Raw genomic sequence first — 26,407 nt, 5'->3', positions numbered from 1 at the left:
TTCGGTGCAGAACATCCGCACGGGCGCGGTGACGCAAGCGGGCACGCCGCAGGACGCGGGATCGACCACGCTGACGTTGTGGACCGCGGGCTTGTCCGGCGGCGATCTCGCGACTTATCACAGCAGCACGTTCCCTGAATGGAACTGGAACAACGGCGCGATCTCGGACCAGACGCTGCACGGTCTCGCGAATCCCGTCACCGTGACGGTGCCGAAGGACCAAGTGACGAACATCGATGCAAGCGCGCAGACGTTCTCGCTGACCGTTCCCGTGCAAGACACCAGCACGGTTCCCACCTTCAATCCGTCTACGGGTCAGGTGGAGTTTCAGCAAACGAGCCGCGTCGTCACGAACAACGCGAAGCAGTGGTACAACAGCCTGACCGATAACGGCGACGGCACGGTGTCGATCACGTTCTGGCCGGACTTCGATCCGAGCAAGAACATTCGCCCGGACCAGGCCGAAGTGCGATGGGACATCGGCAACCACGACCGATCAACTCGTGAGCACGAGCAACGCGGCGATGCTCCAGGCGCAAGGCGCGATACGCATCAATGCGGATGGCGGCGAACCATATAAAGGGCTAGACGCCACCCCGTCCCCACCTCTCCCCCCGCCGACGCGCCCCCACCACGATCCGATCCGACGCCAGCGCCGCGAGATTCGCCAGCCGCCGCCTCTGCGTCGTATCGATCGTGCGCGGCTGCCGGTCGATGCCGCACAGCGCGCCGAGCGCATTCCCATCCGCATCGCGCAAGGGCGCACCCGCATAAAACCGGATGCGCGGCTCATCGACAACCAGCGGATTCGCACTGAACCGCGCATCGCTCGCCGCATCTTCCACGACGAACACGTCGCTTTGCGTGATCGTGTAATTGCAAAACGCCCACGGCCGCGGCGTCTCGTGCGCATTGAGTCCCCAGCGCGCCTTGAACCACTGGCGATCCGGCGTCAGCAGCGTCATCAGACTGATCGGCACGCGCAATGTCTCCGCCGTCAACTGGACGATCTCATCGAACTCCGGCTCGCTCACCGTATCGACGAGACCCGTGCGCGCCACCGCCTGCAAGCGCGCAGCCTCGTTCGCCACGACCGGATACGGCGATGCGACCGCATCGTCGAAGGACGCAATCGCAAGACACTCGCGCAACGCGACGGCCAGCGCGGGCGTGTCGGCGGGCGCACGCACCACCGTCACACGCGACAACGCGCCCAGGTCCGCTTCGAGTTGCGCGCCGCTCAGGTCGGTCACGACAAGCATGCGCATATGCGCCAGATCACGCGACTGAAGCAGTCGGCGCGACATCGACAGACGCTCCCAGTCGCCACGCATCAATTCCACAGCGACGACGGCCGGCATCGCGATGCCCGCGTCGAGCATCGCGTTGAACGGATCGCTCTGGCCGATGCCGCGCAGTCCCGCCGCGGCCAACGCATCGAGATACGCGGGCAACGCCGCATCCGACGCGACAGCGAGCGCGAACGCGCTCCCGCTCTGCGACGACGCCTGCCGCCGGTTGCCGAGCCGCTCGCGCAGCGCCATGACCACGCTTTCGCGCACCCGCCGATGTCCGCCCGGCGTCTTCCACGACTCGATCAACCCCTGCTCGATCCACGTCTGCGCCGTCTTGACCGACACGCCAAGAATGGCAGCGGCATCGCGGGTCGTGAGGATCGGATCGTCTTTGGTTGCCATGAAAGTCCTTGTTCGAGGTCGCAAACGATAGCTGGCTTCGCCTTAAAGCACAATCGCCGAATTTGATAGAAATGGAAATAATAGGCTGCGCGATTTTTCAGTCAGGGTGGCAAGACTGTTCGCGTCCCGCCTTCTGAAGAACGTCGGCGCCGGAGTCGGACTCGGCAGGACCGACCATCTTCGACTGCGATCGCGATCGCGCCGCGTTTTTCAACCGCGAGCGCATCCGCTGTGCCGTCAGGAGGTCACGTGCATTTTTCGCATTTTCGCTCTGACGCAAATTAACGCATTTCCAGAAGATAAACCGCCTGCACAGCTTGCCTGGAAACGGTCGAGGTCCGCTGTTTGCTCTTGCGTTTAACTCGCGCGGGCTAAATTTCAGTGCCTCAAATGCTGCTTCTTGCGCCGGCACAGTCTCGGAAGACAAGCAACTCGGATTCGTCTTACTGGATTTTTACAAGCGGCTGACTAAAATCCGCTTCCCTTCGCAAATGAAGGCACCGCTCGCTCATGTCATCGCTCGCGATCGAGGCCAAGGCCGATTCAAGCGGCTTCTGGATTGCTCAAGCTTCATGCGCGACCAGCGGTTAATTGATCGATTCTCAGTTTATTAAAACAATTAGGAAACCTAAGTATGAAAAAGATCGGTATCTCGCTTGCCGTCGCGGCAATCGGTTTCATGAGCGCCGCAGCTCACGCAGCTCAGCCTAACGGCGGCACGGTGACCGTCAACGGTGCGCTGATCGCCAATACCTGCGACGTGAGCGGCAACGGTCAAGGCAACAACTTCACGGTCACGCTGCCGACGCTGTCGGCCGCTGAGTTCGCAACTGCTGGCGCTTCGGGCGGCACGACGGGTTTCAACATCGCCCTGAGCAACTGCACGCCGAACACGGGCAATGTACGTACGTTCTGGGAATACGGCGCGAACACGCTGGCTGACGGCAACCTGAAGAACAACGGCACCGCGACGAACGTCGAAGTGCGTCTGCTCGACTACAACGCGGGCCAGAAAACCATCGACCTGAGCAAGGCCGATGGCGCGCAGAACTCGCAGAACGTCGCGATCGCAGGCGGCAAGGCAACCCTGCAGTACGCAGCGCAGTACTACACGGCGGCAGGCAGCGCAACGGTCGGTAACGTGACGACGAGCGTCATTTACTCGATGTCTTATCAGTAAGGATTGCTGCGGACGATGGCGCACCGCGCCTTCGTCCGTCTGGGACGCTTGGGCAAGGTTCGGCCTCACAGCGCTATGTGCGTATGCCGCATCGCCACGCCGGTCCTTCCTCAAATGTCCCGATAACGCTTCTGATCGCGGTCGTTCGCATGATCGATCGTAAAAGACGGGCGCGCACGACGAGATCCGGCGCGTCTCTTCCAATTTTTGCTTGCTGGTTGCGCGTCATGAAAATCCCCCAATCCCTTTCCCATGTGCTGCTGACAGTCGTGCTTGCTGCGAGCGCACTGCTTTCGCCTGTCAGTGAGGCCTCGGTCGTGATCGCCGGAACACGTGTGGTGTACAACGCGAACGATAGCGAGGTGACGCTCAAGGTCTCGAACAAAGGGTCGTCGCCCACCTTGACGCAAGTCTGGCTCGACAAGGGCAATCCTAAGGAAGATCCGAGCAAGCTCGATCTTCCTTTCATCATGACACCGGCGCTTGCGCGTATCGATCCGCAGAAGTCGCAGACAATCCGTATTTCCTACACCGGCGAACCGCTGCCGCAGGATCGCGAGACGCTGTTCTGGTTCAACCTTCTCGAAGTGCCGCCTGAGCCGGCCAATGCGCAGGCCAACAACTATGTGCAGTTGGCGTTTCGTTCGCGCCTGAAGTTCTTTTTCCGTCCCGCTGGGTTGTCTGGCTCGGCCGACGATGCTCCGGACAAGCTGGTCTGGCGTCTGGTCAATCAGGGCGGAAAAGCGGCGTTGCAGGTGAAGAATCCGACGGAATATCACGTGACCATCATTTCGGCGCAGGTCGGCAGCGGCGAAAACGCGCCGAAGTTCGACGAGGGCGACATGGTGACGCCAGGCGGTGAGATCACGCTGCCATTGAACGCTTCGCCTGCGGCGGGCGGAAAAGTTTCGTTCAAGACGCTGAATGACTTCGGCGGGTCCGTGGCGCACGAAGCGGCGTTTCAGTAGGCGGACCTCACGCCGTCCGGCCGGGCGGATCGTAGGGGCAACGCAGATCTGTGGTTCTGCGTTGGTCATCTTCCGAACGTCGGGGCGCACATCGACCCGCTACGACGACATCAAACCATTCCTGTTGCGAGCCGGCAGAGTCAGGCCGACGCGTTTGCGCGTCCGCCGGACTCGGTACCGCGTGCGAAACAGCACAATATGAATAATTTCCGCTCCTCGAACATCCATACAAAGTTTGGCAATGCAGATTGTCTGTCGCTGAGTCAGGCGAGCGTCGCCGTGCTTCTCGCATTTACCGCCGTGCATGCGAAAGCCGATAACGCACTCGATCGGACTATCGCGGTGCAGCCCGGCGCGGGGGCGAACCAGCCTACGCCTGTGTACTCGCCACTCGACCCGGACTCACCGATCACGCCGGTCGGAACGAGCACTTCGGCGACGATCAACCGCAACATGGCTTCCCTGGCAGGAAGCACGCCGATCGATGCGCCCACCTTCACGGACGAAGATAACGCTTCGGTATCGCCCGCAGCGGCGACACACGTATCGGCTCCGGCTCCGGCTCCGCTTGCGCTGGCGGCTCCGGTCACGGTGGCCGTGGCGACGCCGCGTCCGGCGGTAGCGCCTGCTTCCGTCCCGGCCCCAGCGCCGGTCTTGCTCGCGGTAGCGGCTCCTGATTCGAAAGCCGCATCGGCACCGGCGCCGGTGAGCGCGCTGAAGCTGGCCGCCGCGCCCGTCGAACCGCGGAGTGTCGCGTTCAACTCGCAATTTCTTGTCGGTAGCGCGGCGAAGAGCCTCGATATCAGCCGCTACGGCAAGGGAAATTTCGCCATGCCGGGCCGTTATCGCGCTGCGCTCTACGCGAACGAGATCTGGATCGGTTCGACGGAAGTGACGCTGCGCGATCTCGACGGTCAGGGGAAATCTACCGAGCCGGTGTTCGATCGCGATCTCCTGATGCGCATCGGTGTCGACGTCACGCGTCTCGCCGATACCGCCCGCGCCGCGCTGGATGCGGCCGACAAGAGCGGCGGCGTGCCCTTGCGCGTTCTGATTCCACAGGCGACGGCCATGTTCGACGCAGGCGAGCAGCGTCTGGACGTGAGCATTCCGCAGGCGATGATGAGCCGCAACGCGCGCGGCTGGGTCGATCCGAAGTTTTGGGACGACGGCGTGCCGGCTGCAGTGGTGCAGTACAACGCAAACGTCTATCACAGCAGCGGCAAAGGTTTCTCGAACACGCAGAGCTATCTCGGTCTGAACACGGGTGTCAATATCGGCCCGTGGCGCTTTCGTTACAACGGCAGCATCACCCATTCGGCCGGCGCGGGCACGCATGTGCAGAGCATGCAGACCTTCATGCAGCGTTCGTTCGAACCAATCAAGAGCCAGCTCACGCTCGGCGATTCCTACACCGACGGATCGATATTCGATTCCTTCGGCATCCGCGGCGCGCAGATCGGCACCGACGACCGCATGTATCCCGAGTCGCAGCGCGGTTATGCGCCGACCGTGCGCGGCATTGCGAACACGAACGCGAAGGTCGAGGTCAGGCAAGGCGGCAACGTCCTTTATGAAACGACGGTAGCACCGGGGCCGTTCGAAATCGACGACCTGTACGCAACCGGCTATGGCGGCGACCTGCAGGTCGTCGTCACGGAGGCGGACGGCAGTCAGCACGTTTCGCTGCTGCCTTATTCCGCGCCGGTCAATGCGCTGCGCGAAGGACGCTGGCGCTACAACGTGGCAGCGGGCCTCTACCACAACACGTCGCTGAACACGTCGCCCTTCGTGTTTCAGACGGGTGTCCAGCATGGCCTGAACAATCTGGTCACGCTGTACGGCGGCGCGATGCTCGGCGAGAACTATGTGTCCGCCGCAGCCGGTATCGCGCTGGATACGCCTGCGGGCGCGGTGGGTTTCGACGTCACGCAGGCGCACGCGCAGATCGGCAACCTGAGTACCCACAACGGTCAGAGCTTGCGTCTGTCGTACTCGCGCACGTTTGCACCGACCGATACCGCCGTGACGCTTGCGGCCTATCGCTATTCGACAAGCGGCTTCCTCGACTTCCAGGACGCCATGGCCCTGAGCGCCGCCGCGAAGCAAGGCACCGCCTATGTGAATCAGAACATTCAGAAGGGCCGTCTACAGCTTACGGTCAACCAGAACCTGTTCAACTACGGCTCGGTGTACGCGTCGGGCTTCACGCAGAACTACTGGAACCGGGGAGGTCGCGATACCTCGTTCCAGGTCGGCTACAACACGAGCATTCGCCGGGTGGGCGTGGGCGTTTCGGCGTCGCGTGAACTCGAGGCCCAGAGCTCGCGCTGGAGCAATCGCTTCATGCTGAACTTCAGCATTCCGCTCGATCTCGGCGCGTCCACCGCGACTTCGATGACGAGCTTCTCTCACGATTCGCGTGACAACAGAAGCGAGATTCAGGAAACCTTCACGGGTGCGGCCGGCAAGGATTTCGAGTTCAACTACGGCGTGACCGCCGGACACGCGTGGGGCGATGGAACCGGCAACAGCCTCAGCGTCAACGCGGGCTATCTATCGCGGATCGCACAGCTTCGCGGCAACGCGGGCTCGGCAAACGGCTACAGGCAGGCGGGCGTCGGGGCGACGGGAACGCTGATCGCCTATGACGGCGGTGTGGTGATGACGCCGCAAACCGGCGACACCTTCGCGGTGATCGAGGCGAAGGATGCAAGCGGCGCGCGCGTGGCAAGCTCGCCCGGCGTGCATGTAGACCGGTTCGGCCACGCGGTGATCGCGGGCATGCAGCCGTTCTCGCTGAACACCGTCGAAATCGACACGAAGGGGCTGCCGATGGGCGTCGAGCTGAAGAGCACGGAGCAGCATTTCGCGCCGACGGCGGGTGCGGTGGTCCGCGTGAAGTTCGACTCGGAGAATCGCGGGCAGGCGGCGGTGATGCGCGTGCATCGTGCCAATGGCGACGTCGTGCCGTTCGGCGCGGACGTGCTCGACAGCCAGGGGAACATCGTGGGTACCGTCAGCCAGGGCAGCCGCGCGATGCTCTACGTGAGGAAGCCGGACGACCAGTTCACGATCAAGTGGGGCGAGCAAGGCAATCAGACTTGCAAGCTGCATTACGCGTTGCCTGACGCGAAGGCGACCAGGCCCGGCGCGCGCGCCGTTGGAGAGGCGACGTGTCAGTGATTTCGCGTGCTGATGGTGTGATACGCCGCGCGGCCTGGCGTCGGCACGGGCAAGCGCGGTTGCGGGCTTCGCCGGCAGACCCGTTTCAGATGGCGAGTCGATCCGCACGAGCGAAAGCAAGCTCCGCCAACCGGTGGATGGCCGCAAACTGCACGGATCGCCGTTTTAACGAAGACATGTACGGACACGTGATGTTGTCTGAGAATCGAATCATGAAATACACGAGAAAAAACGGTCTCAAACATTGGGTTGCGCGCGGTTGTCGCGCCTTGCTGACGCTGATGGTCCTTGCCATGAGCGTGGCGGGCGGGACAGCTCACGCAACGTGCACCTTTCGATCGGGCTATTCAATGACGAATTCGGTCATGACGTTGCCTGCCCAGCTCTCGGTTCCACTTAACGCGCCCGTCGGTACGGTGCTTTACGACTCGGGATGGGTTTCGGGGGGAGGAACCGATATATGGTGTCAAGGGGGAGAGGGTTTTTATGCGGGCTACGCCAGTCCGATGACACCCGTGTCCGGCATGGCTCACGTCTATCAGACGGGCGTGCAGGGAATCGGTATCAAGAGCGCCGGCTCTAACACGCTTTATGCCAATAACCACCCTGCTGACATCAATGCGGTCGGTAACGGGACCGCCTCATGGTTCCTCGAGTACCCGATGGCTTATATGGGCGCCACGCAGGCACTCGAATACATTCCTGCAGGCGTGTATCGCGTGCAATTGGTCGTGACCGGAACGCTGGCACCGGGAAGTACAAGGATGACCATTCCCAGTCCCACGGCAACGACCAAGTACGGTTCGTTCGTGACCAATATTTCGACCTTCACGGCAACGACCGTGAATATCGCGGGTATCGGTTGTCAGGTGAACACGACGAACATCGTCGTGCAATTGCCACCTGTGCTGGCGTCCGATATGCGAGCAGTCGGTACAACGAAAGGCGCGACGGGTTTCCAGATTCCGCTCGTCTGCGATTCCGGCGTCAAGATTGCCTACGAGATCGACGGCACGTCGGGGTCGAGCGCGACAGGCGTGCTTGCAAACCAGACGGGATCGGGCTACGCGACAGGCGTCGGTGTACAGGTGCTGCAGAATTCCACGCCGGTGACGCTCAATCAAATGTCGGGAAACTACATCACGACCTCCGCCGCGAATCAGACTGTCAATATCCCGTTCACCGCGCAGTACTATCAAACCGCGACGACAGCGACGCCGGGCTCTGTCAAAGGTTTGGCGACGTTTCAGATGAATTATCAATAAAGGTGGCGCAATAAAGGAAAGATGCCTGGGCGCAGCGCCCAAGCGTCTTTTTCGTCGATCGGGTGGCTACGTGCGGCGGCCCGACGGCCTTGCTTCACCTGCATCTATACTCCGGCGTCTCGCCGCAACCGCGGACACGATGGGAGTCGAAGCGGTGTGCGCATCTCGCACGATGACATCGGTGCTGGCCATCCAGTTTCGCTATGCGCACGCGTCGCTCCGATTCCTATCTGCCGTACAGCACGGCCCTTCAACGCAGCGGCACGATGCCTTCCGCGACGCCCGCCGGCATGCAGATGTGCTTCAGCTCGGTGAAGTCCGCGAGCGCATCGTGGCCGTGCAAGCGGCCGAGTCCGCTTTGCCTGTAGCCGCCCGTTTCGGCTTCGGCGAAGAGCTTGTTGTGATCGTTGATCCACACGGTTCCATTGCGCAGCGCCCGCGCGATGCGCAACGCGCGCGGACCGTCGTTCGTCCACACGCTCGCTGAGAGACCGAAGACCGTATCGTTGGCCTTCGCTATCGCTTCCTGTTCGGTCTCGAAGACTTCCAGCGTCACGAACGGCCCGAAGATTTCGTCCTGGCAGAAAAACGCTTTCGGATCGCCATGTTCGACGAGCGTCGGCGACAGGAACGCATGCCCCGACCGTTCGCCGCGCAACAACACGCGATCCGCCATGCTAGAGGCGCGTTCGATGGTGCGATCGATTGCATCGCGCGTGTTCGCGTCGATGAGCGCGCCGATATCCGTCGCCGGATCGATGCCCTGTCCCACCTTCAGCGAGGCGAGCGCCGCAGCAAGCTGCTCGCGCATTGCCTGCGCACGCGATGCATGCACGAGGACGCGCCGCGCCGCCGTGCATTGCTGCCCCGAGATGATCGTCGCGGCGCGCGCGAGACGCGGGGCGATGGCGGCGATATCGGCATCGTCGAACACGACGCAACATGACTTGCCGCCGAGTTCGAGCGAGAGCTTCTTCATGCTGTCCGCCGCCGCGGTCATGATCTTCTTGCCCGTTGCCGTCGATCCCGTGAAGCTCACCACGTCCACGTCATGCGATTCCGCGAGCCGCTGGCTTGCCGCGTGTCCCTGTTCGTTGACGAGATTCACCGCGCCCTTCGGCAACGCCGTGCGATCGAAGCAGCGCAGCATCGCGGCCGTGACGAGCGACGTCTGCGCGGCGGGCTTCACGACGGCCGTGCAACCCGCCGCGAGCGCGGGCGCGAGCGAGCGCACGAGCAGCACCGCCGGCGCGTTCCACGGCACGATGATCGCGGCGACGCCGGCCGCTTCGCGCAGCATCGTCGATATCGTGCCGGGTTCGGCTTCGAGCACGTGTCCCGCGATATGCCGCGCGAGTCCCGCGTAATAGCGCACTTCGGATATGGCGCCCGCGATTTCTCCGCGCGATTGCGCGATGGCCTTGCCGTTCTCGCGCGTGAGCAGCGTCGCCAGCGCGTCGCGTTCCGCTTCGAGCGCTGATGCCCAGCCGAGCAGCACGTCCTGGCGCAAACGCGCGTCCTGCGCCCATGTCGTGCGATCGAAGACACGGCGCGCGGCGGCGATGGCTGCATCGGCTTCGGCAGCGCCCCCGTCCGCGAACTGGCCGATGGCTTCGCCCGTCGCGGGATCGATGCTGTCGGCGTCGGGTGTGCCGGTCCATTCGCCGGCAATCCAGTGTCGTGCGTTCATGCTGAGCGTTCCTTGATGGTGGTAGATGATTCGGATGCCGAACTATTCGATGCAAGGTGCAATTCGTCGCCGATGATCGCGATCAGCGCTTCGGCTGCGGCGCTCAAAGGCCGTCGCGGATGGCTGACGCAGATCACGTGCCGCACGATGCGCGGCGCGAGAATGGGACACGCGCGCAAGGTGCCGTGACGCGCCGCACGTTCCACGACGATGCGAGGCAGGATGGTTGCAAAGCGCGTGTGCTCGACGAGCTTGAGAATGGTCGATAACACGTCGATCTCGAAGCGCGGCGCGAGCAGCACGTCTTCGTGTTGCGCCGCGCTGTCGAGCACGCCGCGCAAGCCGTGGCGCTTCGTCGGCAGCACGAGTTCCAGTTCGGGCAGTTGCGCGAGTTCGATCGCATGCGGCAGATCGGGGCCATGCGCGGCGCTGGTGGCGAGCACCATCTCTTCGTCGAGCAACGCACGCGAATCGAGCGAAAGGCGCGCGCGCGGCTTGTTGATGATCGCGGCATCGAGCTGTCCGCCCGCGACCCAGTCGATGAACGTCGCGCTATAGCCATCCGCGACGGTGACTTCGACATCCGGATAACGCGCATGAAAACGCGAGAGCGAATCCGCGAGCACGCTTTCCGTCACCGACGCAATGAGTCCGATGCCCACATGTCCCGTCACGACTTCCTCGCGCTGCACGAGCTGCTGCCGCGCGTGCGCGAGGTCGCGCATGATCGGAAGAAAGAGGCGATACATGAGCCGTCCCGCTGCGGTCGGCGCCATGCCGTGCGCGCCGCGCTCGAAGAGCTGCTGATGCAGTTCGTCTTCGAGCTTCGCAATCTGCATGCTCAACGCCGGCTGCACGATGTTCAACCGCTTGGCCGCCCGCGTGACGGAGCCGTCCTCGAACAGCGCGATGAAGTATTGGATTTGCTTGAGGTCCATGTTCCCTTGGGGCATCAGCAACGCTAATAGACGGTATCACCATTATCAAGTGACTTCGTAAGGCATGCAGCGCGCGTCATGCCTGTGTGCCTCTCGACAGGGCGCGTATGAGCGGTCTATTGATACGTAACTGTAAGAACGCTGTCATCCGGGCTAATACGGATATAAGAGCGAATGATCCGCCGCATCAATAAACAGTATTAGATGTTATGGGGCGATCTCGCTACGCTTCATCCAATGCGCTTGCCATGGCAGGCGCGCACAGATGGAGACGCTGATGAATACACGCGATGCCGCGACGAACGGCATTCCCTCATTCGCCTGGGCCCCGAAGGGCGCCGACACCGGCTCGCTTTCGCTGCGCGACTGGCTCGCGCATCTCGCGCAGACCGGCCGCGTCGCGACCATCGACAAGCCCGTTGCGCTCGAACACGAACTCGCGGCCATCGCGAAACGGCTCGACGGCACGCAAGCCGCGTTCTTCACGCAGCCGGGCGGTCACGCGATACCCGTCGTGAGCGGCTTCATGTCGAAGCGCGCATGGATTGCGGAAGCAATGGGCGTCGATGAATCCGCGTTGCTCGCGCGCTTCTCCGCAGCGGCCGCCGCGCCGCTCGAATCGAAACTCGTCGGACGTGAAGACGCGCCGTGCCAGCAAGTGGTGCATGCGAGCGACATCGACCTTCACGCGCTCCTGCCGATTCCCACGCACAGCGAACACGACAACGGTCCGTACATCACAGCCGGTCTCGTGATTGCGCGCAATCCGCGCACGGGCGTGCAGAACGTGTCGATCAATCGTATTCAGGTGCATGGCCGCGACCGCATGGCGATCCTGCTGCTGCCGCGCCATCTCTATGCATTTCAGCGCGCGGCGGAAGAAGCCGGCGATGCGCTCGACGTGGCCATCGCAATCGGCGTCGATCCGCTCACGATGCTCGCCTCGCAAGCGATCACGCCCATCGATCACGACGAATTGGAAATCGCGGGCGCGCTGCACGGTGCGCCGCTGCCTGTCGCGCAATGCGTGACGAACGGCGTGCATGTGCCCGCGTTCGCGGAGATCGTCATCGAAGGGCGCATTCTGCCGAACGTGCGCGAGCCGGAAGGCCCGTTCGGCGAATTCCCGAAGTACTACAGCGCGAAGGAAGCGCGCGAAGTCATCGAAGTGACGGCGGTCACGCATCGGCGCGACCCGGTGTTTCATACGATCATTCCCGCTGAAATGGAGCATCTGCTGCTCGGCGGGATTCCGCGCGAAGCCACGCTGCTCGCGCACTTGCAGCGCAGCCATCCGGCGGTGAAGGACGTGCATCTTTCGGTGGGCGGCGTGTGCCGCTATCACCTGTGGGTGCAGTTCGACAAGAAGCGCGAAGGCGAAGCGAAGAACGTCATCCTGTGCGCGTTCGGCGCGCATTACGACATCAAGCAGGTCGTCGTCGTGGATACGGACGTGAACGTGCACGATCCCGCCGAAATCGAATGGGCCATCGCGACGCGCTTCCAGGCGGATCGCGATCTCGTCGTGATCGAAGGCGCGCAGGGTTCGCCGCTCGATCCGTCGACGACGGTCGGCCAGCCTGACGACGCGCCCGCGCATCTGCAAGGCGTGAGCGCCAAGATGGGCTTCGATGCGACGCGCCCGGTGGTGTATCCCGCGCATGTGTTCACGCGCGTGCGCATTCCGGGGCAGGACACGGTCGATCTGAACGCGCTCGTCGCCGCCGATAACCGTGCGTTCGACGCCTACCTCTCGCGCGATCATGGCTGAGCGCAAGAAGCGCATCGTCGTCGGCATCTCGGGCGCGAGCGGCGCGGTCATCGGCGTGCGCCTGCTCGCCGCGTTGCGTCGCTTAGGCACGCACGAGACGCATCTGATCGTGTCGGCATCGGGCGCGGTGACGGCCGCGCAGGAACTCGGCCTCACGCGCGGCGACATCGATTCGCTCGCGGACGTCGTGCATAACGTGCGCGATATCGGCGCGGCCGTGGCGAGCGGATCGTTCCTGACCGAAGGCATGGTCATCGCGCCGTGTTCGATGAAAACGCTCGCGGGCGTGGCGAACGGTTTCGCGGACAACCTGCTCACGCGCGCCGCCGATGTCATGCTCAAGGAGCGCCGCCGCCTCGTGCTGGTCGCGCGCGAAACGCCGCTCAATCTCGCGCATCTGCGCAACATGACGCTCGCCACCGAGATGGGCGCAATCGTGATGCCGCCGGTGCCCGCGTTCTACGCGCATCCGAAGACCATCGACGACGTGGTCGATCACACGGTCGGGCGCATTCTGGATCTGTTTAGCATCGAGCACGCTGAGATTGCGCGCCGCTGGAGCGGTCTCGCCGATGAATTCAGCGGCCGCGCCGAAGGTGAGGTGTAACGCGATGAACCAGCGCGAAACCGCAATCGCCGAAATCGACGCGCCGCAACGTCACGTCGGCCGTTCGATGCAGCGCCTCGAAGACCCCGCGATCCTCACGGGCCGTGGCCGCTATGGCGACGACATCGCCGTGAAGCCGGGCACGCTGCACGCCGCGATCCTGCGCTCGCCGCATGCGCACGCGGATATCGTTTCCCTCGATATCGAAGCCGCGTCGAAGCTCGCGGGCGTGCGCGCCGTGCTCACGCGCGACGACTTGCGGCCGTGGTCGCGTCCGTTCGTCGTCGGCGTGAAGTCGCCGATGGAACAGTGGGCGCTCGCGATGGATCGCGTGCGTTATGTCGGCGAGCCGGTCGCGGTCGTGATGGCGGAATCGCGTGCGCTCGCGGAAGACGCGCTCGATCTCATCAAGGTCGAATACACGATGCGCGATCCGGTGACGTCCATCGAGCAATCCGCGATGGACGACGCGCCCGTGCTGCACGAGCGCGTCGGCACCAACGTCATCAGCGAGCGGCATTTCCGCTACGGCGAGCCGGAAGCGGCGTTCGCAAGCGCGCCGCATCGCGTGAAGCTGGTCGCGCATTATCCGCGCAATACGTGCGCGCCGATCGAATGCGGCGTGGTCATCGCCGAGTACTTGTCGGGCGACGAAGGCTACGAAGTCACGTCCAATTTCATGGGGCCGTTCTCGCTGCACGCCGTCATGGCGATGGCGCTCAACGTGCCCGCGAACCGTCTTCGTCACAAGGCGCCGCGCGATTCCGGCGGCAGCTTCGGCGTGAAGCAGGCGGTGTTTCCGTATGTCGTGCTGATGTGCCTCGCGTCGCGCAAGGCGGGCGCGCCCGTCAAGTGGGTCGAGGACCGGCTCGAACATTTGAGCGCGGCGACATCGGCGACGGCGCGCGTATCGACGATAGAAGCCGCCGTCGAAAGCGATGGCCGTATCGTCGCGCTTTCGTACGATCAGATGGAAGACGTCGGCGGTTACGTGCGCGCGCCCGAACCCGCGACGTTCTACCGGATGCACGGCTGTCTGACGGGCGCCTACGCGATCCCGAATCTCGTCGTGCGCAATCGCGTGGTGCTCACCAACAAGACGCCGACCGGACTCGTGCGCGGCTTCGGCGGGCCGCAAGTGTACTTCGCGCTGGAGCGGCTGATGCAGCGCATCGCCGTCGAACTGAAGCTCGATGTGCTCGACGTCTATCGCCGCAACTTCGTTCCCGCCGACGCGTTTCCGTATCGCGCGGCAGCGGGCGCGCTGCTCGATTCGGGCAACTATCAGGAAGCGCTGCGCCGCTCGATCGACGAAGGCGGATACCGCGAACTCGTCACGCGCCGCGATGCCGCGCGCAAGGAAGGGCGGCTTTATGGCATCGGCTTCGCGGCGATCGTGGAGCCGTCGGTATCGAACATGGGTTACATCACGACCGTGATGCCCGCCGACGCGCGCCGAAAAGCCGGCCCGAAGAACGGCGCCATCGCGAGCGCGACGGTGAGCGTCGATCTGCTGGGCGGCGTGGTCGTGACCATTGCATCGACGCCGGCGGGGCAGGGCCACATGACGGTGTGCGCGCAAGTCGTCGCGGACGTACTCGGGCTCGATCCGAAAGATATCGTCGTCAACGTCGAATTCGATACGCACAAGGACGCGTGGTCCGTCGCGTCGGGCAATTATTCGAGCCGGTTCGCGGGCGCGGTGGCGGGCACGGTGCATCTCGCCGCCACGCGCGTGCGCGACAAGCTCGCGCGCGTGCTCGCGAAGCAGTTCGGCTGCGCGCCCGCCGACGTGCGCTTCGAAGGCGCGCGCATCTTTCCGAACGATGCGGAAGATCGCGCGCTGCCGTTCGCGCGCGCCGCGAGCAATGCGCCGCACTGGGCGCCCGCGTTGTTGCCCGACGGCGAAGAGCCGGGCCTGCGCGAGACCGTGTTCTGGTCGCCGCCGCACATGGACGCGCCGGACGAGCAGGACCGCATCAATACGTCGGCGGCGTATGGCTTCGCGTTCGACATGTGCGGCGTCGAAGTGGATCGCGCGACGGGGCGCGTGCGCATCGACCGGTACGTGACCGTGCACGATGCCGGCACGATCCTCAATCCCGCGCTCGCCGATGGCCAGATTCGCGGCGCGTTCGCGCAGGGCGTGGGCGCGGCGCTGATGGAAGAGTTTCGCTACGGCGCGGACGGCAGCTTCCAGTCCGGCACGCTCGCCGACTATCTGATGCCGACGACCTGCGAAGTGCCCGATCCCGTGATCGTGCATATGGAAACGCCGTCGCCGTTCACGCCGCTCGGCGCGAAGGGACTCGGCGAAGGCAACAACATGAGCACGCCGCCGTGCATTGCGAATGCGGTGGCGGATGCGCTCGGCGTCGAGGACATTCGCTTGCCGCTCACGCCGCCCAAGGTGATGGCGATGATCGGTATCGACGATCCCGAGCCTTCGCGGCCCGAATATCGCGAAGCATCCACGACGAAACCCGCGACGCCGGGCGGCGGACGCGCGCTCACGGCGCAAGGCACGGTCGATCTGCCCGCGACGCCCGAAGCCGTGTTCGCCGTGCTCCTCGATCCGAAGGCGCTCGCGAACGTGATACCCGGCTGTCATGCGCTCGACGAAACCGCGCCGAACCAGTATCGCGCGGACGTGACGGTGGGCGTCGGCATGATCAAGGCGCGTTTCGAGGCGCGCATCGGCTTGTCGGAAATCGATGCGCCGCGCCGCCTGCGTCTCGCGGGCGCGGGCATCTCGCCGCTCGGCAGCGCGCGCGGCAGCGGCATCGTCGAACTGACGCCGCAGGGCGAAGGCACGCGCCTCACGTACGACTACGAAGCGCAGGTGTCGGGCAAGGTCGCGGCGGTCGGCGGCCGCATGCTCGAAGGCGCGGCGAAGGTCGTGCTGAAGCAGTTGTTCGAGTCGCTCGGAAGGCAGGCGGCGGGCAAGCCGGTGCACGCGAAAGGATCGTGGATCGCGAAACTCATCGCCCGTTTCGGGAGGCGCGCATGAAGCCCGCGCCGTTCGACTACCTGCGCGCGATGACCACGCAAGACGCGCTCGATGCGCTCGCGCAATACGGCGAAGACGCGCGCGTGCTGGCGGGCGGCCAGTCGCTGATGGCCGTGCTCAACATGCGGCTCGCGCAGCCGAAAGTGCTCGTCGATATCTCGCGCACCGCCGAACTCGATGCCGTGCGCGTGGACGAGCGCGCGGGGCATCTCGTCGTGAACGCGGCGGCGACGCAAGGCAGCGTCGAATGGCGCGCCACGCTCGCCGGCGAAGCGCCGCTGCTCGCGATGGCCTTCCCGCATATCTCGCACTTTCAGATTCGCAATCGCGGGACCGTGTGCGGGTCCATCGCGCATGCGGACCCGAGCGCGGAGTTGCCGCTCGTGCTGTCCGCGCTCGGCGGCGACGTGATGCTGCGTTCGAAGAAAAAGCGCCGCACGCTCGCGGCAGCCGACTTCTTTCAGGGCATGTTGATGACCGCGCGCGAGCCGGACGAACTCGTCGAAGCCGTGCGCTTTCCGCTGCGCAAGCCGGGCGAGCGCTACGCATTCACGGAATTTTCCGCGCGTCACGGCGACTTCGCGATCGTCGCGTGCGCGGCGGTCGTCACCGACGATTCCATTCGCATCGCGGTGGGCGGCGTCGCGGACCGGCCGGTGACGGAGCGCTGGCCGCGCTTGCAAGGCGACGACTTGCGCGGCGCGCTGAACGATTTGAGCTGGAAACTGAACGCGCAGGACGACGCGCACATCAGCGCGAAGTATCGCCGGAATCTGGTCCGGCAACTCGGATGGCGCGTGATCGAGGAGGCGAAGTGAGCAAGATGTCGGACACCCTCATGCGGCACGGCGAAGCGCGGCGCATCACGCTGACGCTCAACGGCCGCGAACGAAGCGGCCATTGCGAGCCGCGCGAACTGCTGTCGGACTTCATCCGGCACGAACTCGGCGCGACGGGCACGCACGTGGGCTGCGAGCACGGCGTGTGCGGCGCATGCACGGTGCATGTCGATGGCGTCGCCGCGCGCTCGTGCCTGATGCTCGCGGTGCAGGCCGATGGACGGCGTATCGATACCGTCGAAGGCCTCGCGCCCGACCAGACGCTCGGCGACTTGCAGCAGGCGTTTCAGCGGCATCACGCATTGCAGTGCGGCTTCTGCACGGCGGGCATTCTGATGTCGTGCGCGGATTATCTGCAGCGCGTGCCCGATCCGACCGAAGCGCAAGTGCGCGAGATGCTGTCCGGGCATATCTGCCGCTGCACGGGCTATACGCCGATCGTCGCCGCCGTGCTGGATGTGGCGGCGCGCCGCCGGACGACCGCATATGCTAAGGATACCGAATATGCTTGATCTCGGGCGCACCTTCCTGCAAAGCGTGGAGCGCAGCCCGAACGCGCTCGCGCTCGTCGATGGCGACGTGCAACTGACTTACACGCAGTGGCATCGCACGATCCTGAATGTCGCTAATGGCTTGCGCGAACTCGGCATCGAGCGCGGCGACCGGCTGCTCGTCGTGCTGCAAAACCGCTGGGAAATGGCGACGCTGCATTGGGCCGGGCAATTCGCGGGCATCGTGATCGTGCCGCTCAACTGGCGCGCGAAGCCCGAGGAACTCGACTACTGCGTGACGGACGCGGGCGTGAAGGCGATCGTCTACGAACCCGTTTCCGCCGATGCCGTCGTGCAAAGCCCCGCCGCGCAGAACGTGCCGCGTATCGCGCTCGACGATGCGCCCGGCGGCACGATGAACTTCGATGCGCTCATCGTCGAAAAAGAGAGCGCCGAAGAAACGACGCATGCCACCGCCGACGACATCTCGCTGATCCTCTACACGTCCGGCACCACGGGGAAGGGCAAGGGCGTGCCGCGCAGGCATCGGCATGAACGCGCGGGCGCGCTCGCACACGTCGCGCAGAACCTGTATAAGCGCGGCGAACGCACGCTCGGCGTGATGCCGCTCTATCACACGATGGGCGTGCGCTCGCTGCTTTCGATGGCCCTCGTCGATGGCCTCTTCGTCTGCGTGCGTCGCTGGAATGCGAAGCTCGCGCTCGAATGCATCTCGAAGCATGCGCTCACATGCCTCTATCTCGTGCCGACGCTTTATCACGACCTGCTGGCGGACAGCGCGTTTGTTAGCACGGATACGTCGTCGGTACGCAAGTTAGGCTTCGCGGGCGCGCCGATGAACGACGGCCTGCTCAAGCGCCTTTCAGCCGCGTTCGAGCCGGAACTGTTCGTCAATCACTACGGCTCGTCCGAGGTCTACACGTTCAGCATCGATCAGGACGCGACGAAAAAGCCCGGCAGCGCGGGCCGCGCGGGCATCAACACGCGGCTGCGCGTGGTGAAGCTCGATGCGCTCTCGCCCGACGAGATCGCACAAGCCGGCGAGGAAGGGCAGATCGTCGTGGACCTGCTCGGCGACGAAGCGTTCGAAGGCTACTGGAATCGGCCGGACGCGAACGCGAAATCCTTACGCGGCGGCTGGTACTTCACCGGCGACACCGGCTATCTCGACCGCGACGGCGATCTCTACGTGACCGGCCGCGTCGACGACATGATCATCAGCGGCGGAGAAAACATCTCGCCGGTGGATATCGAATCGGTGTTGTCGCTGCATCCGGCTGTCGACGAAGTCGCGGTCGCGGGCGTCAAGGACGAGCGCTGGGGCCAGCGCGTGGTCGCGTTCATCAAGCGTCGCGAGTACGTCGATTCCGACGCGCTCGATGCATGGTGCCGCCAGTCGAACCTCGTCAACTTCAAGCGTCCGCGCGACTACGTGTTCGTCGACGACATTCCGAAGTCGCCGGTCGGCAAGATCCTGCGCCGCAAGCTCCAGGCGGGCGAATACGCGCCCGACGCGAATGCACGGCCCGCACAACCTACAGAGACTACGAAGGAGTAACGCCCATGAGCGATTTGAACCATCGCGGCCACACGCTGCTGCAAGACCTCGACGGCTTCTCGGTCGAAATCGACGCCACGCGCGAGCGCGCGGACATCGTGCTGCATCGCCCGCCGTTCAATGTCATTTCGATGCACGCACGCGACCAGTTGCGCGCCGTGTTCGAAGCACTCGATGAAGACGACCGCGTACGCGTGATCGTCGTGCGCGCGACGGGCGAGCACTTTTCGAGCGGCGGCGACATCAAGGGCTTTCTGGAAGCATCGCCGGAACACGTGTCGAAGCTCGCGTGGAATATCGCGGCGCCCGCGCGCTGCTCGAAGCCGGTGATCGCGGCCAATCGCGGCTTCTGCTTCGGCGTGGGCTTCGAGTTGTCGCTCGCGTGCGATTTCCGCATCGTCACCGATACGACCTTCTACGCGCTGCCGGAGCAGAAGCTCGGCCAGATTCCCGGCTCGGGCGGATCGGCGCGTTTGCAGTCGATGGTCGGCATCGGCCGCACGAAGGACATCGTGATGCGCTCGCGCCGTATCCCCGGCAAGCAGGCGTATGACTGGGGCATCGCGGTCGATTGCGTGGCCGATGCGGAACTCGAATCGGCCACGGATGCGCTCGTCGACGAGTTGCGCGCGTTCTCGCCGCTCGCGCAGCGCACCGCGAAGAAGCTGCTCAACGATACGGAAGACTCGCCGCTTTCGATCGCCATCGAACTCGAAGGGCATTGCTATAGCCGGCTGCGCGCATCCGACGACTTCCGCGAAGGCGTCGAAGCGTTCCATGGCAAGCGCAAGCCCGCGTTTCGCGGTCGCTGAACCAAACCAGGAGACAGGCGATGGATCGCTTCGACTACGTGATCGTGGGCGGCGGCTCGGCGGGATGCGTGCTCGCGCATCGGCTGTCGGCGGCGCCGTCCGTGCGCGTCGCGCTGATCGAAGCGGGCGCGGATACGCCGCCGGGCGCGGTGCCCGCGGCCATTCTCGACAGCTATCCGATGCCGGTCTTCTGCGGCGACACGTACATCTGGCCCGAGCTTGAAGCGAAGGCCACGAAGCACGCCGCGCCGCGCGTCTACGAGCAGGGCCGCGTGATGGGCGGCGGATCGAGCATCAACGTGCAGTCGGCCAATCGCGGCTTGCCGCGCGATTACGACGACTGGGCCGCGAACGGCGCCGATGGCTGGTCGTGGCGCGACGTGCTGCCGTACTTCCGCAAGCTCGAACGCGACGTGAACTTCCCCGGCGGCGAACTGCACGGCAGCGATGGTCCGGTGCCCATTCGCCGCATCATGCCGAAGGACTGGCCCGCGTTCTGCCATGCGTTCGCGAACGGCATGCGCGCGAACGGCCTCGCGCAATTGCAGGACCAGAACGGCGAATTCGGCGACGGCTTCTTTCCCGGCGCGTTCTCCAATATCGACGACGCGCGCGTGTCCACGGCTATCGCCTATCTCGACGAAGCCACGCGCAAGCGACCGAATCTCAGCGTGCATGCGAATCTGCGCGTCGAGCGCATCGTGATGGAAGGGGCGGCTGCGCGCGGTGTCGTCGCGATTGCGGGCAACGGCGAGCGTGTGCGTTTCGATGCCAACGAAGTCGTGCTCTGCGCGGGCGCGTTGCAGTCGCCCGCGATGCTGCTGCGCGCCGGCATCGGCGATGCGCGCGAACTCGCGGCGCACGGCATTGCGTGTACGGTGGATTTGCCGGGCGTCGGACGCAATCTGCAGGATCATCCGTCGCTCACGTTCTGTCATTTTCTCGAGCCGCGCTTTCGCATGCCGCTCGCACGACGCCGCGCGAGCATGACGGCGGCGCGCATGAGCTCGGGCGTCGCGGGCTGCGATGATTCGGACATCTATCTATCGAGCGCGACGCGCGCTGCGTGGCACGCGCTCGGCAACCGGCTCGGCCTCTTCTTCCTGTGGTGCAACCGGCCGTATTCGCGTGGCCGCGTGCAGCTCGCATCGCCCGATGCGGCCGCTGCGCCGCGCGTCGATCTGAACCTGCTCGACGACGAACGCGACCTGCAACGGCTCGCCGTGGGCGTGCGCATGCTCGCGCGCATTGTCGATGCATCGGGTCTCGGCCGCGATCCGCGCGACTTCTTTCCGGCCGCGTTCTCGCCGCGCGTAAAGGCGTTGAGCCGCGTCGGCGACGGCAATGCGCTGCTGACGTCGATGCTCGGCGTGCTGCTCGATACGCCCGCGCCGCTCAGGCGCTTGCTGATCGAACGCTTCTTCACGCGCGGCATGAAGATGTCGGCCCTGATAAACGACGACCGCGCGCTCGACGATTTCATCCGCGCGAACGTGTTCGGCGTGTGGCACGCGAGCGGCACGTGCCGCATGGGCGGTCCGCAAGACCGCGACGCCGTGACGGACACCGAGGGGCGCGTGCGAGGCACACAAGGGCTGCGTGTGGTCGATGCATCGCTGATGCCGCGCCTGCCATCGGCCAATACGAACATACCGACCATCATGATCGCCGAGAAGATCGCCGATGCGATGGTCGCCGGGCGAAGAGCGGGCGCCGAATCGCGCATCGCCGCCGCGCACTGAAGGACCGGCACGACGATTCCTTAACCTCGACAAGAGCACGCATCGAAAAAAGCGTGCCTGTACACACATGGAGATGCATATGTCCGCAGCAGCGCAAGACGGGGCCGCCGTGCTTCCGGCCAATCAACGGCAGATCATGGGCGCGGTCATGGCGTCGTGCATGGGCTGGGCCCTCGATCTGTTCGACCTGTTCGTGTTGTTGTACGTCGCGCCGGTGGTCGGGCGGCTCTTCTTCCCATCCGAGCACGCGATGCTTTCGCTCGCGGCGGTCTATGCGTCGTTCGCGGTGACGCTTCTGATGCGTCCGCTCGGCTCCGCGCTTTTCGGCTCTTACGCGGACCGTCACGGCCGCAAGGGCGCGATGATCTTCGCGGTCGTCGGCGTGGGCGTGTCGACGGCGGCCTTCGGCGTGCTGCCGACCGTCGCGCAGGCCGGTCTTCTCGCGCCGATTCTCTTCCTGCTGCTGCGTCTCGTGCAGGGCGTGTTCGTCGGCGGCGTGGTGGCATCGACGCATACCATCGGCACCGAATCCGTCGCGCCGAAGTATCGGGGCGCCGTGTCGGGACTGATCGGCGGCGGCGGCGCGGGACTCGGCGCGCTGCTCGCATCGCTCACGTATCTGGCGATGTCCGCCCTCTTTCCCGGCGATGCCTTCGATACGTGGGGCTGGCGCTGCATGTTCTTCACCGGCATTCTGAGTTCGGTGCTCGGCCTCTTCGTGTTCAACAGCCTCGAAGAATCGCCGCTGTGGAAGAAGCTCGCCGCCGAGAAGGCCGCGAAAGCCGCCGCGCAGACGAAGAGCGCGACGGCGGAAGTGGTGCGCTCGCCCGTTCGCACGCTGTTTTCGCGGGAGTATCGCGGCGTGTTGTTCGTGAACCTGCTGCTGACTATCGGCGGCGGCAGCGGCTACTACCTCACGTCGGGCTATCTGCCGACGTTCCTCAAGGTCGTGAGTCATGCGCCGAACGGCGCGGCCGCCGCGATCCTGATGATCTGCAGCGTGGCCGTGGTGGTCGCATCGGTGGCGGCGGGGCATGTCAGCACGTTCATCGGGCGCAAGGGCGCGTTCATCTGGATCGGCGTCATCCGGCTTTTCGCGCTGCCCGGCCTCTTCCTGCTCTTGCCGACGGCGCAAAGCATCACGATGATCGGCGTCTATGCGGTGCTGCTCTCCGCGCTCGGCAGCGCGGGTTATGCGCCGGTGCTGATCTTCCTGAACGAGCGCTTCCCGACCGCCATCCGCGCGACGGGCACGGGCCTTTCGTGGAATATCGGCTTCGCGATCGGCGGGATGATGCCGACGTTCGTCTCGCTCGTCGCGAAGGATGCGAGCCAGTTGCCCTCGACGCTCGCGATCTTCGTCGGCGCGATCAGCGTGATCTTTCTCGTGGGCGCGTTCGTGGTGCCGGAGACGCTCGGCAAGCTCGACAACGGCGCGGCGCGCAATCCTTCGTGAGCGCGCTTATTCGACCGGCGCGCCCGTGGTCACGCGCCGGATTTCCTCGGTGATGATCGCGATCAGCGCCGCTGCCGCCGGCCCGATCGGCCGCTTCGGATGCGTGACCTGAATGATGTGGCGCACGATCGGCGGGACCGCGATCGTGCGCGCGCGCAGCAGGCCTTCATCGACCTTCGCCTGCACGACCACGCGCGGCAGGATCGTCGCGATGCTGCTCTGCTCGACGAACTGCACGATCGTGCTGAGCAGATCGATCTCGAACTTCGGCTGAATGACGACGTCGGCGGCCATGAGCGCGGCATCGAGCGCGCCGCGCAGCCCGTTGCGGCGCGTGGGCAACACGAATTCGATGCCGGACGGCGCCGTGAGATCGATGGCGCCGGGCAGGTCGGGGCCGTGCGCCGCGCTCGTCACCAGCACCATTTCCTCGACGAGCAAGGGTTCGACATCGAGCGTGAGCCGCCCGCGCGGCTTGTTGATGATGGCGGCATCGAGCCGGCCGGATTCGACGGCGTCGATGAGTTGCGCGCTGAAGCCATCGGCGACGGAGACTTCCACTTGCGGATATAGCGCATCGAAGCGCGCGAGCGATTCGGGCAACACGCTCTGCGCTTCCGACGACACCATGCCCAGCGACACGCGGCCCGTCACGATGACATCGCGCCGGCTCAGATGCTCGCGCGCGTGGTCGATGTCGCGCATGATCGGCGTGTAAAGGCGATACATGAGCCGCGCGGCTTCGGTGGGCGCCATACCGTGCGGACCGCGCTCGAAGAGCTTCTGCCGGATCTCGGTTTCGAGCTTGGCAATCTGCATGCTGAGCGCGGGCTGCGCGATATTCAGCCTTTTCGCTGCGCGCGTGACCGTGCCCTCTTCGAACAGGGCGATGAAGTACTGAACCTGCTTCAATTCCATGCGTGACCGTTTTTCGAGGCTGCGGCTGAAGCATGCAAGTGTAGTCTGCGCGGCGCGGCCTGACACGAGGCACGCGTATTGCGCACGATTTCCGCATCAGCGCATACAAGGAGCCGCAATTGGAAACGACGATCGCACGAGTGTTTCAATCGTTGGAGGAAGCGGAAAAGGCGCGCGATGCGCTCGTGACTTCGGGCGTGCCGCGCGAAGCCGTGGAACTGACTTTTCAGGCCGACGAAGCCGGTCCCGTGCGCGGAAATTTTCTGACGGGCGACAGCACGGATTCCATCGGCTGGAAGGAAGAATACGATGCGCGCTTCAGGCATCAGGGCGAAGTATCGCGATTCATTCTGACCGTGCGCGTGGACGAGGCGCGGGCCAGCGACGTCGAAGCGTTATTGCAGCATGCGGGCGGCAGGACCATCGACGCGGTAAGCAGCGGCCCGCACGCGGGCGATTAGAACCTTCGGCAGCGCAGCAGGCAGCACCACGCGCCGGACGGTTCTCTGGGCGCGCGCATGGAACGACGATACCGCCTCGATCTTCCGGGCGGCCTTGCCCTCGACGCCCTTGACACCGATGCGCGCGGCCATCGCGATCGGCGCGAAGCAGGCGAACCACACGACGACGCTCTGCGCGGTCTCATCGATACCTCGTTGAGTGGTTGAATACCAGTGTCGATGCCAATGGCGCCGCGTGTGTCGAAAAGCGAAACAATCGATTAGCTATCCGATGTAATTTGACTTCGACAGTCAATGGTATGCGCTCGCCACCGATCGCAACAGGTCGATGTGTTCGCTGTCGGACAGAGGACGTTCTCTTTAATCGCTTCAATGCTGCGAGGCGCTTTCCTCTGCGCGGCGCCTCGCAACTTTCAGCTACCGCGGTAGAGATTGCACGACAGGCCGGTGACGCATTGCGAGGGTTGCCCGCTGTCGTAGGTGCCCGAGCGTGCGCCGCCCATCGATGATGACGAGTCTGAATCCGTGGATTGAGCGTAGGCGATGCTGCCTAGCGAGAGCAGAACGCCTCCCGATACCGCTAGAAATAGGGCCTTCATGATCGATACTCCGTCGATGACTCGACGTCGCATTCCAGGACGTGCGACATCCGAATCCGGTCATGGCGCTGTCGATATCGCAGGTCGTTAGGCAAGCGAAAATTGGGTCGACAGGCACGCGCCGGATGCAATGAGCCCGCAGCGATTGCGCGGGCGAGAATGCGCTTCAGTCGTTGTACGGCTCGAGTTTTGTAGGTGTCGTGCGGGTGAGCACTGGACGCCGGGATCGATACGTCGTCACTCTGTTATAGACGAACGCGTGAAGGGAATTTTAATTTCTCTGCACTCGCGCATCGCTTACAACCCTGACATATGACACGAATTTTCATGGCCAAATAGGAACTCGCTGAGTGCCCGGAACAAGCCCGGCCCGCGACAATTTTCGGTTGACTTACACAGCCGAAGATTGAACGAATGAACAAAGGCTTATACAAGGTAGTTTTCTGTCGCCTGCGTCGCATGCGGGTCGCAGTCGCCGAATTCGCAGTTTCCCATGCAGCAGAACCCGGAAGTGGCACGGGCGCTCGCAGCGCCGCGAGCGCGCTTCCCGTATTGCGCGCCGTTGCTTGTGTCGCGATGGTGTTGCTCGGCACGGCATCGACGTTGACGCTCGCGCAGATCGTGCCTTCGGCCGGATCGGGCGCGCAGGTCTTGCAGACGCAGAACGGCTTGCAGCAGGTCAATATCGCGAAGCCTTCTGCTGCTGGCGTTTCGCTAAATAACTACTCGCAATTCGACGTACCCGGCAAAGGCGCGATCCTCAATAACTCGCCGACCATCGTTCAGACGCAGCAAGCCGGGTACATCAACGGCAATCCGAATCTCGCGCCGGGGCAGTCGGCGGGGATCATCGTCAATCAGGTTCTCAGCAATTCACCTTCGCAATTGCGCGGCTATCTGGAAGTCGCGGGGCCGAAGGCTGAAGTCATCGTGGCGAATCCGTCGGGCATTCTGGTCGATGGCGGCGGGTTCATTAATACGTCGCGCGCCATTTTGACGACCGGTACGCCGAACTTCGGCGCGAATGGAAGCCTCGCCGGATTCAATGTCGCGGGCGGCAATATCACCGTGCAAGGCGCGGGTCTCAATGCGACGAATGTCGATCAGGTGGACTTGTTGGCACGGGCCATTCAAGTGAACGCCGCGATCTATGCCAACAATCTGAACGTCGTTGCCGGGGCGAATCAGGTCGATCACA

The 26,407-nt window shown here is 64.2% G+C and carries 20 protein-coding genes; 16 read left to right on the top strand and 4 right to left on the bottom strand.

Going from position 1 to position 26,407, the window contains the following annotated elements:
• Window positions 1–4: 4 nt before the first annotated feature.
• Window positions 5–580: a hypothetical protein gene (locus NCR39_RS20805; RefSeq protein WP_250453977.1), complete on the top strand. Its 576-nt coding sequence runs from the start codon at window positions 5–7 to the stop codon at window positions 578–580.
• A 4-nt stretch (window positions 581–584) separates the two neighbouring features.
• On the opposite strand, the gene NCR39_RS20800 is transcribed toward NCR39_RS20805, so the two are convergent.
• A complete protein-coding gene (locus NCR39_RS20800) occupies window positions 585–1,697 on the bottom strand; it encodes a helix-turn-helix domain-containing protein (RefSeq protein WP_250453976.1) in 1,113 nt (370 codons plus the stop codon).
• Window positions 1,698–2,331: 634 nt separating this feature from the next.
• Here NCR39_RS20800 and NCR39_RS20795 point away from each other — a divergent pair.
• From NCR39_RS20795 to NCR39_RS20780, 4 genes are all read left to right on the top strand, one after another.
• Window positions 2,332–2,877 carry a fimbrial protein gene (locus NCR39_RS20795; RefSeq protein WP_250453975.1) on the top strand — a complete coding sequence of 182 codons (546 nt, stop codon included), beginning with the start codon at window positions 2,332–2,334 and terminating at the stop codon, window positions 2,875–2,877.
• A gap of 149 nt (window positions 2,878–3,026) precedes the next feature.
• Window positions 3,027–3,845: a fimbria/pilus periplasmic chaperone gene (locus NCR39_RS20790; protein WP_250453974.1), complete on the top strand. Its 819-nt coding sequence runs from the start codon at window positions 3,027–3,029 to the stop codon at window positions 3,843–3,845.
• 279 nt (window positions 3,846–4,124) lie between these two features.
• A complete protein-coding gene (locus NCR39_RS20785; RefSeq protein ID WP_250453973.1) occupies window positions 4,125–7,031 on the top strand; it encodes a fimbria/pilus outer membrane usher protein in 2,907 nt (968 codons plus the stop codon).
• Window positions 7,032–7,243: 212 nt separating this feature from the next.
• Window positions 7,244–8,296 (top strand): fimbrial protein, encoded by a 1,053-nt coding sequence (locus NCR39_RS20780; protein WP_250453972.1) that lies wholly within the window; start codon window positions 7,244–7,246, stop codon window positions 8,294–8,296.
• Between the two features lie 250 nt (window positions 8,297–8,546).
• On the opposite strand, the gene NCR39_RS20775 is transcribed toward NCR39_RS20780, so the two are convergent.
• The gene (locus NCR39_RS20775) at window positions 8,547–9,986 is read right to left on the bottom strand and encodes an aldehyde dehydrogenase family protein (RefSeq protein ID WP_250453971.1); all 1,440 of its coding nucleotides are present in this window, start codon (window positions 9,984–9,986) and stop codon (window positions 8,547–8,549) included.
• Window positions 9,983–10,924: a LysR family transcriptional regulator gene (locus tag NCR39_RS20770; RefSeq protein ID WP_250453970.1), complete on the bottom strand. Its 942-nt coding sequence runs from the start codon at window positions 10,922–10,924 to the stop codon at window positions 9,983–9,985. Before NCR39_RS20770 ends, NCR39_RS20775 begins: the two co-directional genes overlap by 4 nt.
• A 277-nt stretch (window positions 10,925–11,201) precedes the next feature.
• Between NCR39_RS20770 and NCR39_RS20765 the strand changes: the two genes are divergently transcribed.
• The 9 genes from NCR39_RS20765 to NCR39_RS20725 all read left to right on the top strand — a co-directional run bounded on the left by NCR39_RS20765 (window position 11,202) and on the right by NCR39_RS20725 (window position 23,231).
• Complete coding sequence (locus tag NCR39_RS20765) at window positions 11,202–12,695, top strand: UbiD family decarboxylase (protein ID WP_250453969.1); 1,494 nt, start codon at window positions 11,202–11,204, stop codon at window positions 12,693–12,695.
• Window positions 12,688–13,302: a UbiX family flavin prenyltransferase gene (locus tag NCR39_RS20760; protein ID WP_250453968.1), complete on the top strand. Its 615-nt coding sequence runs from the start codon at window positions 12,688–12,690 to the stop codon at window positions 13,300–13,302. The genes NCR39_RS20765 and NCR39_RS20760 overlap by 8 nt, the downstream gene beginning before the upstream one ends.
• A gap of 4 nt (window positions 13,303–13,306) precedes the next feature.
• Window positions 13,307–16,312: a xanthine dehydrogenase family protein molybdopterin-binding subunit gene (locus NCR39_RS20755; protein ID WP_250453967.1), complete on the top strand. Its 3,006-nt coding sequence runs from the start codon at window positions 13,307–13,309 to the stop codon at window positions 16,310–16,312.
• Window positions 16,309–17,130, top strand: coding sequence for an FAD binding domain-containing protein (locus NCR39_RS20750; RefSeq protein WP_250453966.1), 822 nt, complete (start codon window positions 16,309–16,311; stop codon window positions 17,128–17,130). Before NCR39_RS20755 ends, NCR39_RS20750 begins: the two co-directional genes overlap by 4 nt.
• A gap of 5 nt (window positions 17,131–17,135) precedes the next feature.
• Window positions 17,136–17,663: a (2Fe-2S)-binding protein gene (locus NCR39_RS20745; RefSeq protein WP_284507306.1), complete on the top strand. Its 528-nt coding sequence runs from the start codon at window positions 17,136–17,138 to the stop codon at window positions 17,661–17,663.
• The gene (locus NCR39_RS20740) at window positions 17,656–19,221 is read left to right on the top strand and encodes an AMP-binding protein (RefSeq protein WP_250453964.1); all 1,566 of its coding nucleotides are present in this window, start codon (window positions 17,656–17,658) and stop codon (window positions 19,219–19,221) included. The genes NCR39_RS20745 and NCR39_RS20740 overlap by 8 nt, the downstream gene beginning before the upstream one ends.
• Window positions 19,222–19,226: 5 nt before the next feature.
• Window positions 19,227–20,033, top strand: coding sequence for an enoyl-CoA hydratase/isomerase family protein (locus tag NCR39_RS20735; protein ID WP_250453963.1), 807 nt, complete (start codon window positions 19,227–19,229; stop codon window positions 20,031–20,033).
• Window positions 20,034–20,053: 20 nt separating this feature from the next.
• On the top strand, window positions 20,054–21,775 hold the full coding sequence (locus tag NCR39_RS20730) for a GMC family oxidoreductase (RefSeq protein ID WP_250453962.1): 1,722 nt from the start codon (window positions 20,054–20,056) through the stop codon (window positions 21,773–21,775).
• Window positions 21,776–21,854: 79 nt separating this feature from the next.
• Window positions 21,855–23,231: an MFS transporter gene (locus tag NCR39_RS20725; protein WP_250453961.1), complete on the top strand. Its 1,377-nt coding sequence runs from the start codon at window positions 21,855–21,857 to the stop codon at window positions 23,229–23,231.
• 6 nt (window positions 23,232–23,237) lie between these two features.
• On the opposite strand, the gene NCR39_RS20720 is transcribed toward NCR39_RS20725, so the two are convergent.
• Window positions 23,238–24,149, bottom strand: a complete 912-nt coding sequence (locus NCR39_RS20720) for a LysR family transcriptional regulator (protein WP_250453960.1) — start codon at window positions 24,147–24,149, stop codon at window positions 23,238–23,240.
• A gap of 119 nt (window positions 24,150–24,268) precedes the next feature.
• Between NCR39_RS20720 and NCR39_RS20715 the strand changes: the two genes are divergently transcribed.
• Complete coding sequence (locus tag NCR39_RS20715; protein ID WP_250453959.1) at window positions 24,269–24,610, top strand: hypothetical protein; 342 nt, start codon at window positions 24,269–24,271, stop codon at window positions 24,608–24,610.
• Window positions 24,611–25,623: 1,013 nt separating this feature from the next.
• The coding region (locus NCR39_RS20710; RefSeq protein WP_250453958.1) for a two-partner secretion domain-containing protein at window positions 25,624–26,407 on the top strand (784 nt) is incomplete at its 3' end.

Source organism: Caballeronia sp. ATUFL_M2_KS44 (assembly GCF_023630965.1).
Taxonomy (GTDB): Bacteria; Pseudomonadota; Gammaproteobacteria; order Burkholderiales; family Burkholderiaceae; genus Caballeronia; species Caballeronia concitans.
This window is presented reverse-complemented; position numbering and strand designations above follow the sequence as displayed.

What these genes read in the sequence shown, in the direction of transcription:
- NCR39_RS20800 (WP_250453976.1), bottom strand. Translation starts at nt 1,697, where the DNA reads ATGGCAACCAAAGACGATCCGATCCTCACGACCCGCGATGCCGCTGCC.
- NCR39_RS20795 (WP_250453975.1), top strand. Translation starts at nt 2,332, where the DNA reads ATGAAAAAGATCGGTATCTCGCTTGCCGTCGCGGCAATCGGTTTCATG.
- NCR39_RS20790 (WP_250453974.1), top strand. Translation starts at nt 3,027, where the DNA reads ATGATCGATCGTAAAAGACGGGCGCGCACGACGAGATCCGGCGCGTCT.
- NCR39_RS20780 (WP_250453972.1), top strand. Translation starts at nt 7,244, where the DNA reads ATGAAATACACGAGAAAAAACGGTCTCAAACATTGGGTTGCGCGCGGT.
- NCR39_RS20775 (WP_250453971.1), bottom strand. Translation starts at nt 9,986, where the DNA reads ATGAACGCACGACACTGGATTGCCGGCGAATGGACCGGCACACCCGAC.
- NCR39_RS20770 (WP_250453970.1), bottom strand. Translation starts at nt 10,924, where the DNA reads ATGGACCTCAAGCAAATCCAATACTTCATCGCGCTGTTCGAGGACGGC.
- NCR39_RS20765 (WP_250453969.1), top strand. Translation starts at nt 11,202, where the DNA reads ATGAATACACGCGATGCCGCGACGAACGGCATTCCCTCATTCGCCTGG.
- NCR39_RS20760 (WP_250453968.1), top strand. Translation starts at nt 12,688, where the DNA reads ATGGCTGAGCGCAAGAAGCGCATCGTCGTCGGCATCTCGGGCGCGAGC.
- NCR39_RS20755 (WP_250453967.1), top strand. Translation starts at nt 13,307, where the DNA reads ATGAACCAGCGCGAAACCGCAATCGCCGAAATCGACGCGCCGCAACGT.
- NCR39_RS20750 (WP_250453966.1), top strand. Translation starts at nt 16,309, where the DNA reads ATGAAGCCCGCGCCGTTCGACTACCTGCGCGCGATGACCACGCAAGAC.
- NCR39_RS20745 (WP_284507306.1), top strand. Translation starts at nt 17,136, where the DNA reads ATGTCGGACACCCTCATGCGGCACGGCGAAGCGCGGCGCATCACGCTG.
- NCR39_RS20740 (WP_250453964.1), top strand. Translation starts at nt 17,656, where the DNA reads ATGCTTGATCTCGGGCGCACCTTCCTGCAAAGCGTGGAGCGCAGCCCG.
- NCR39_RS20735 (WP_250453963.1), top strand. Translation starts at nt 19,227, where the DNA reads ATGAGCGATTTGAACCATCGCGGCCACACGCTGCTGCAAGACCTCGAC.
- NCR39_RS20730 (WP_250453962.1), top strand. Translation starts at nt 20,054, where the DNA reads ATGGATCGCTTCGACTACGTGATCGTGGGCGGCGGCTCGGCGGGATGC.
- NCR39_RS20725 (WP_250453961.1), top strand. Translation starts at nt 21,855, where the DNA reads ATGTCCGCAGCAGCGCAAGACGGGGCCGCCGTGCTTCCGGCCAATCAA.
- NCR39_RS20720 (WP_250453960.1), bottom strand. Translation starts at nt 24,149, where the DNA reads ATGGAATTGAAGCAGGTTCAGTACTTCATCGCCCTGTTCGAAGAGGGC.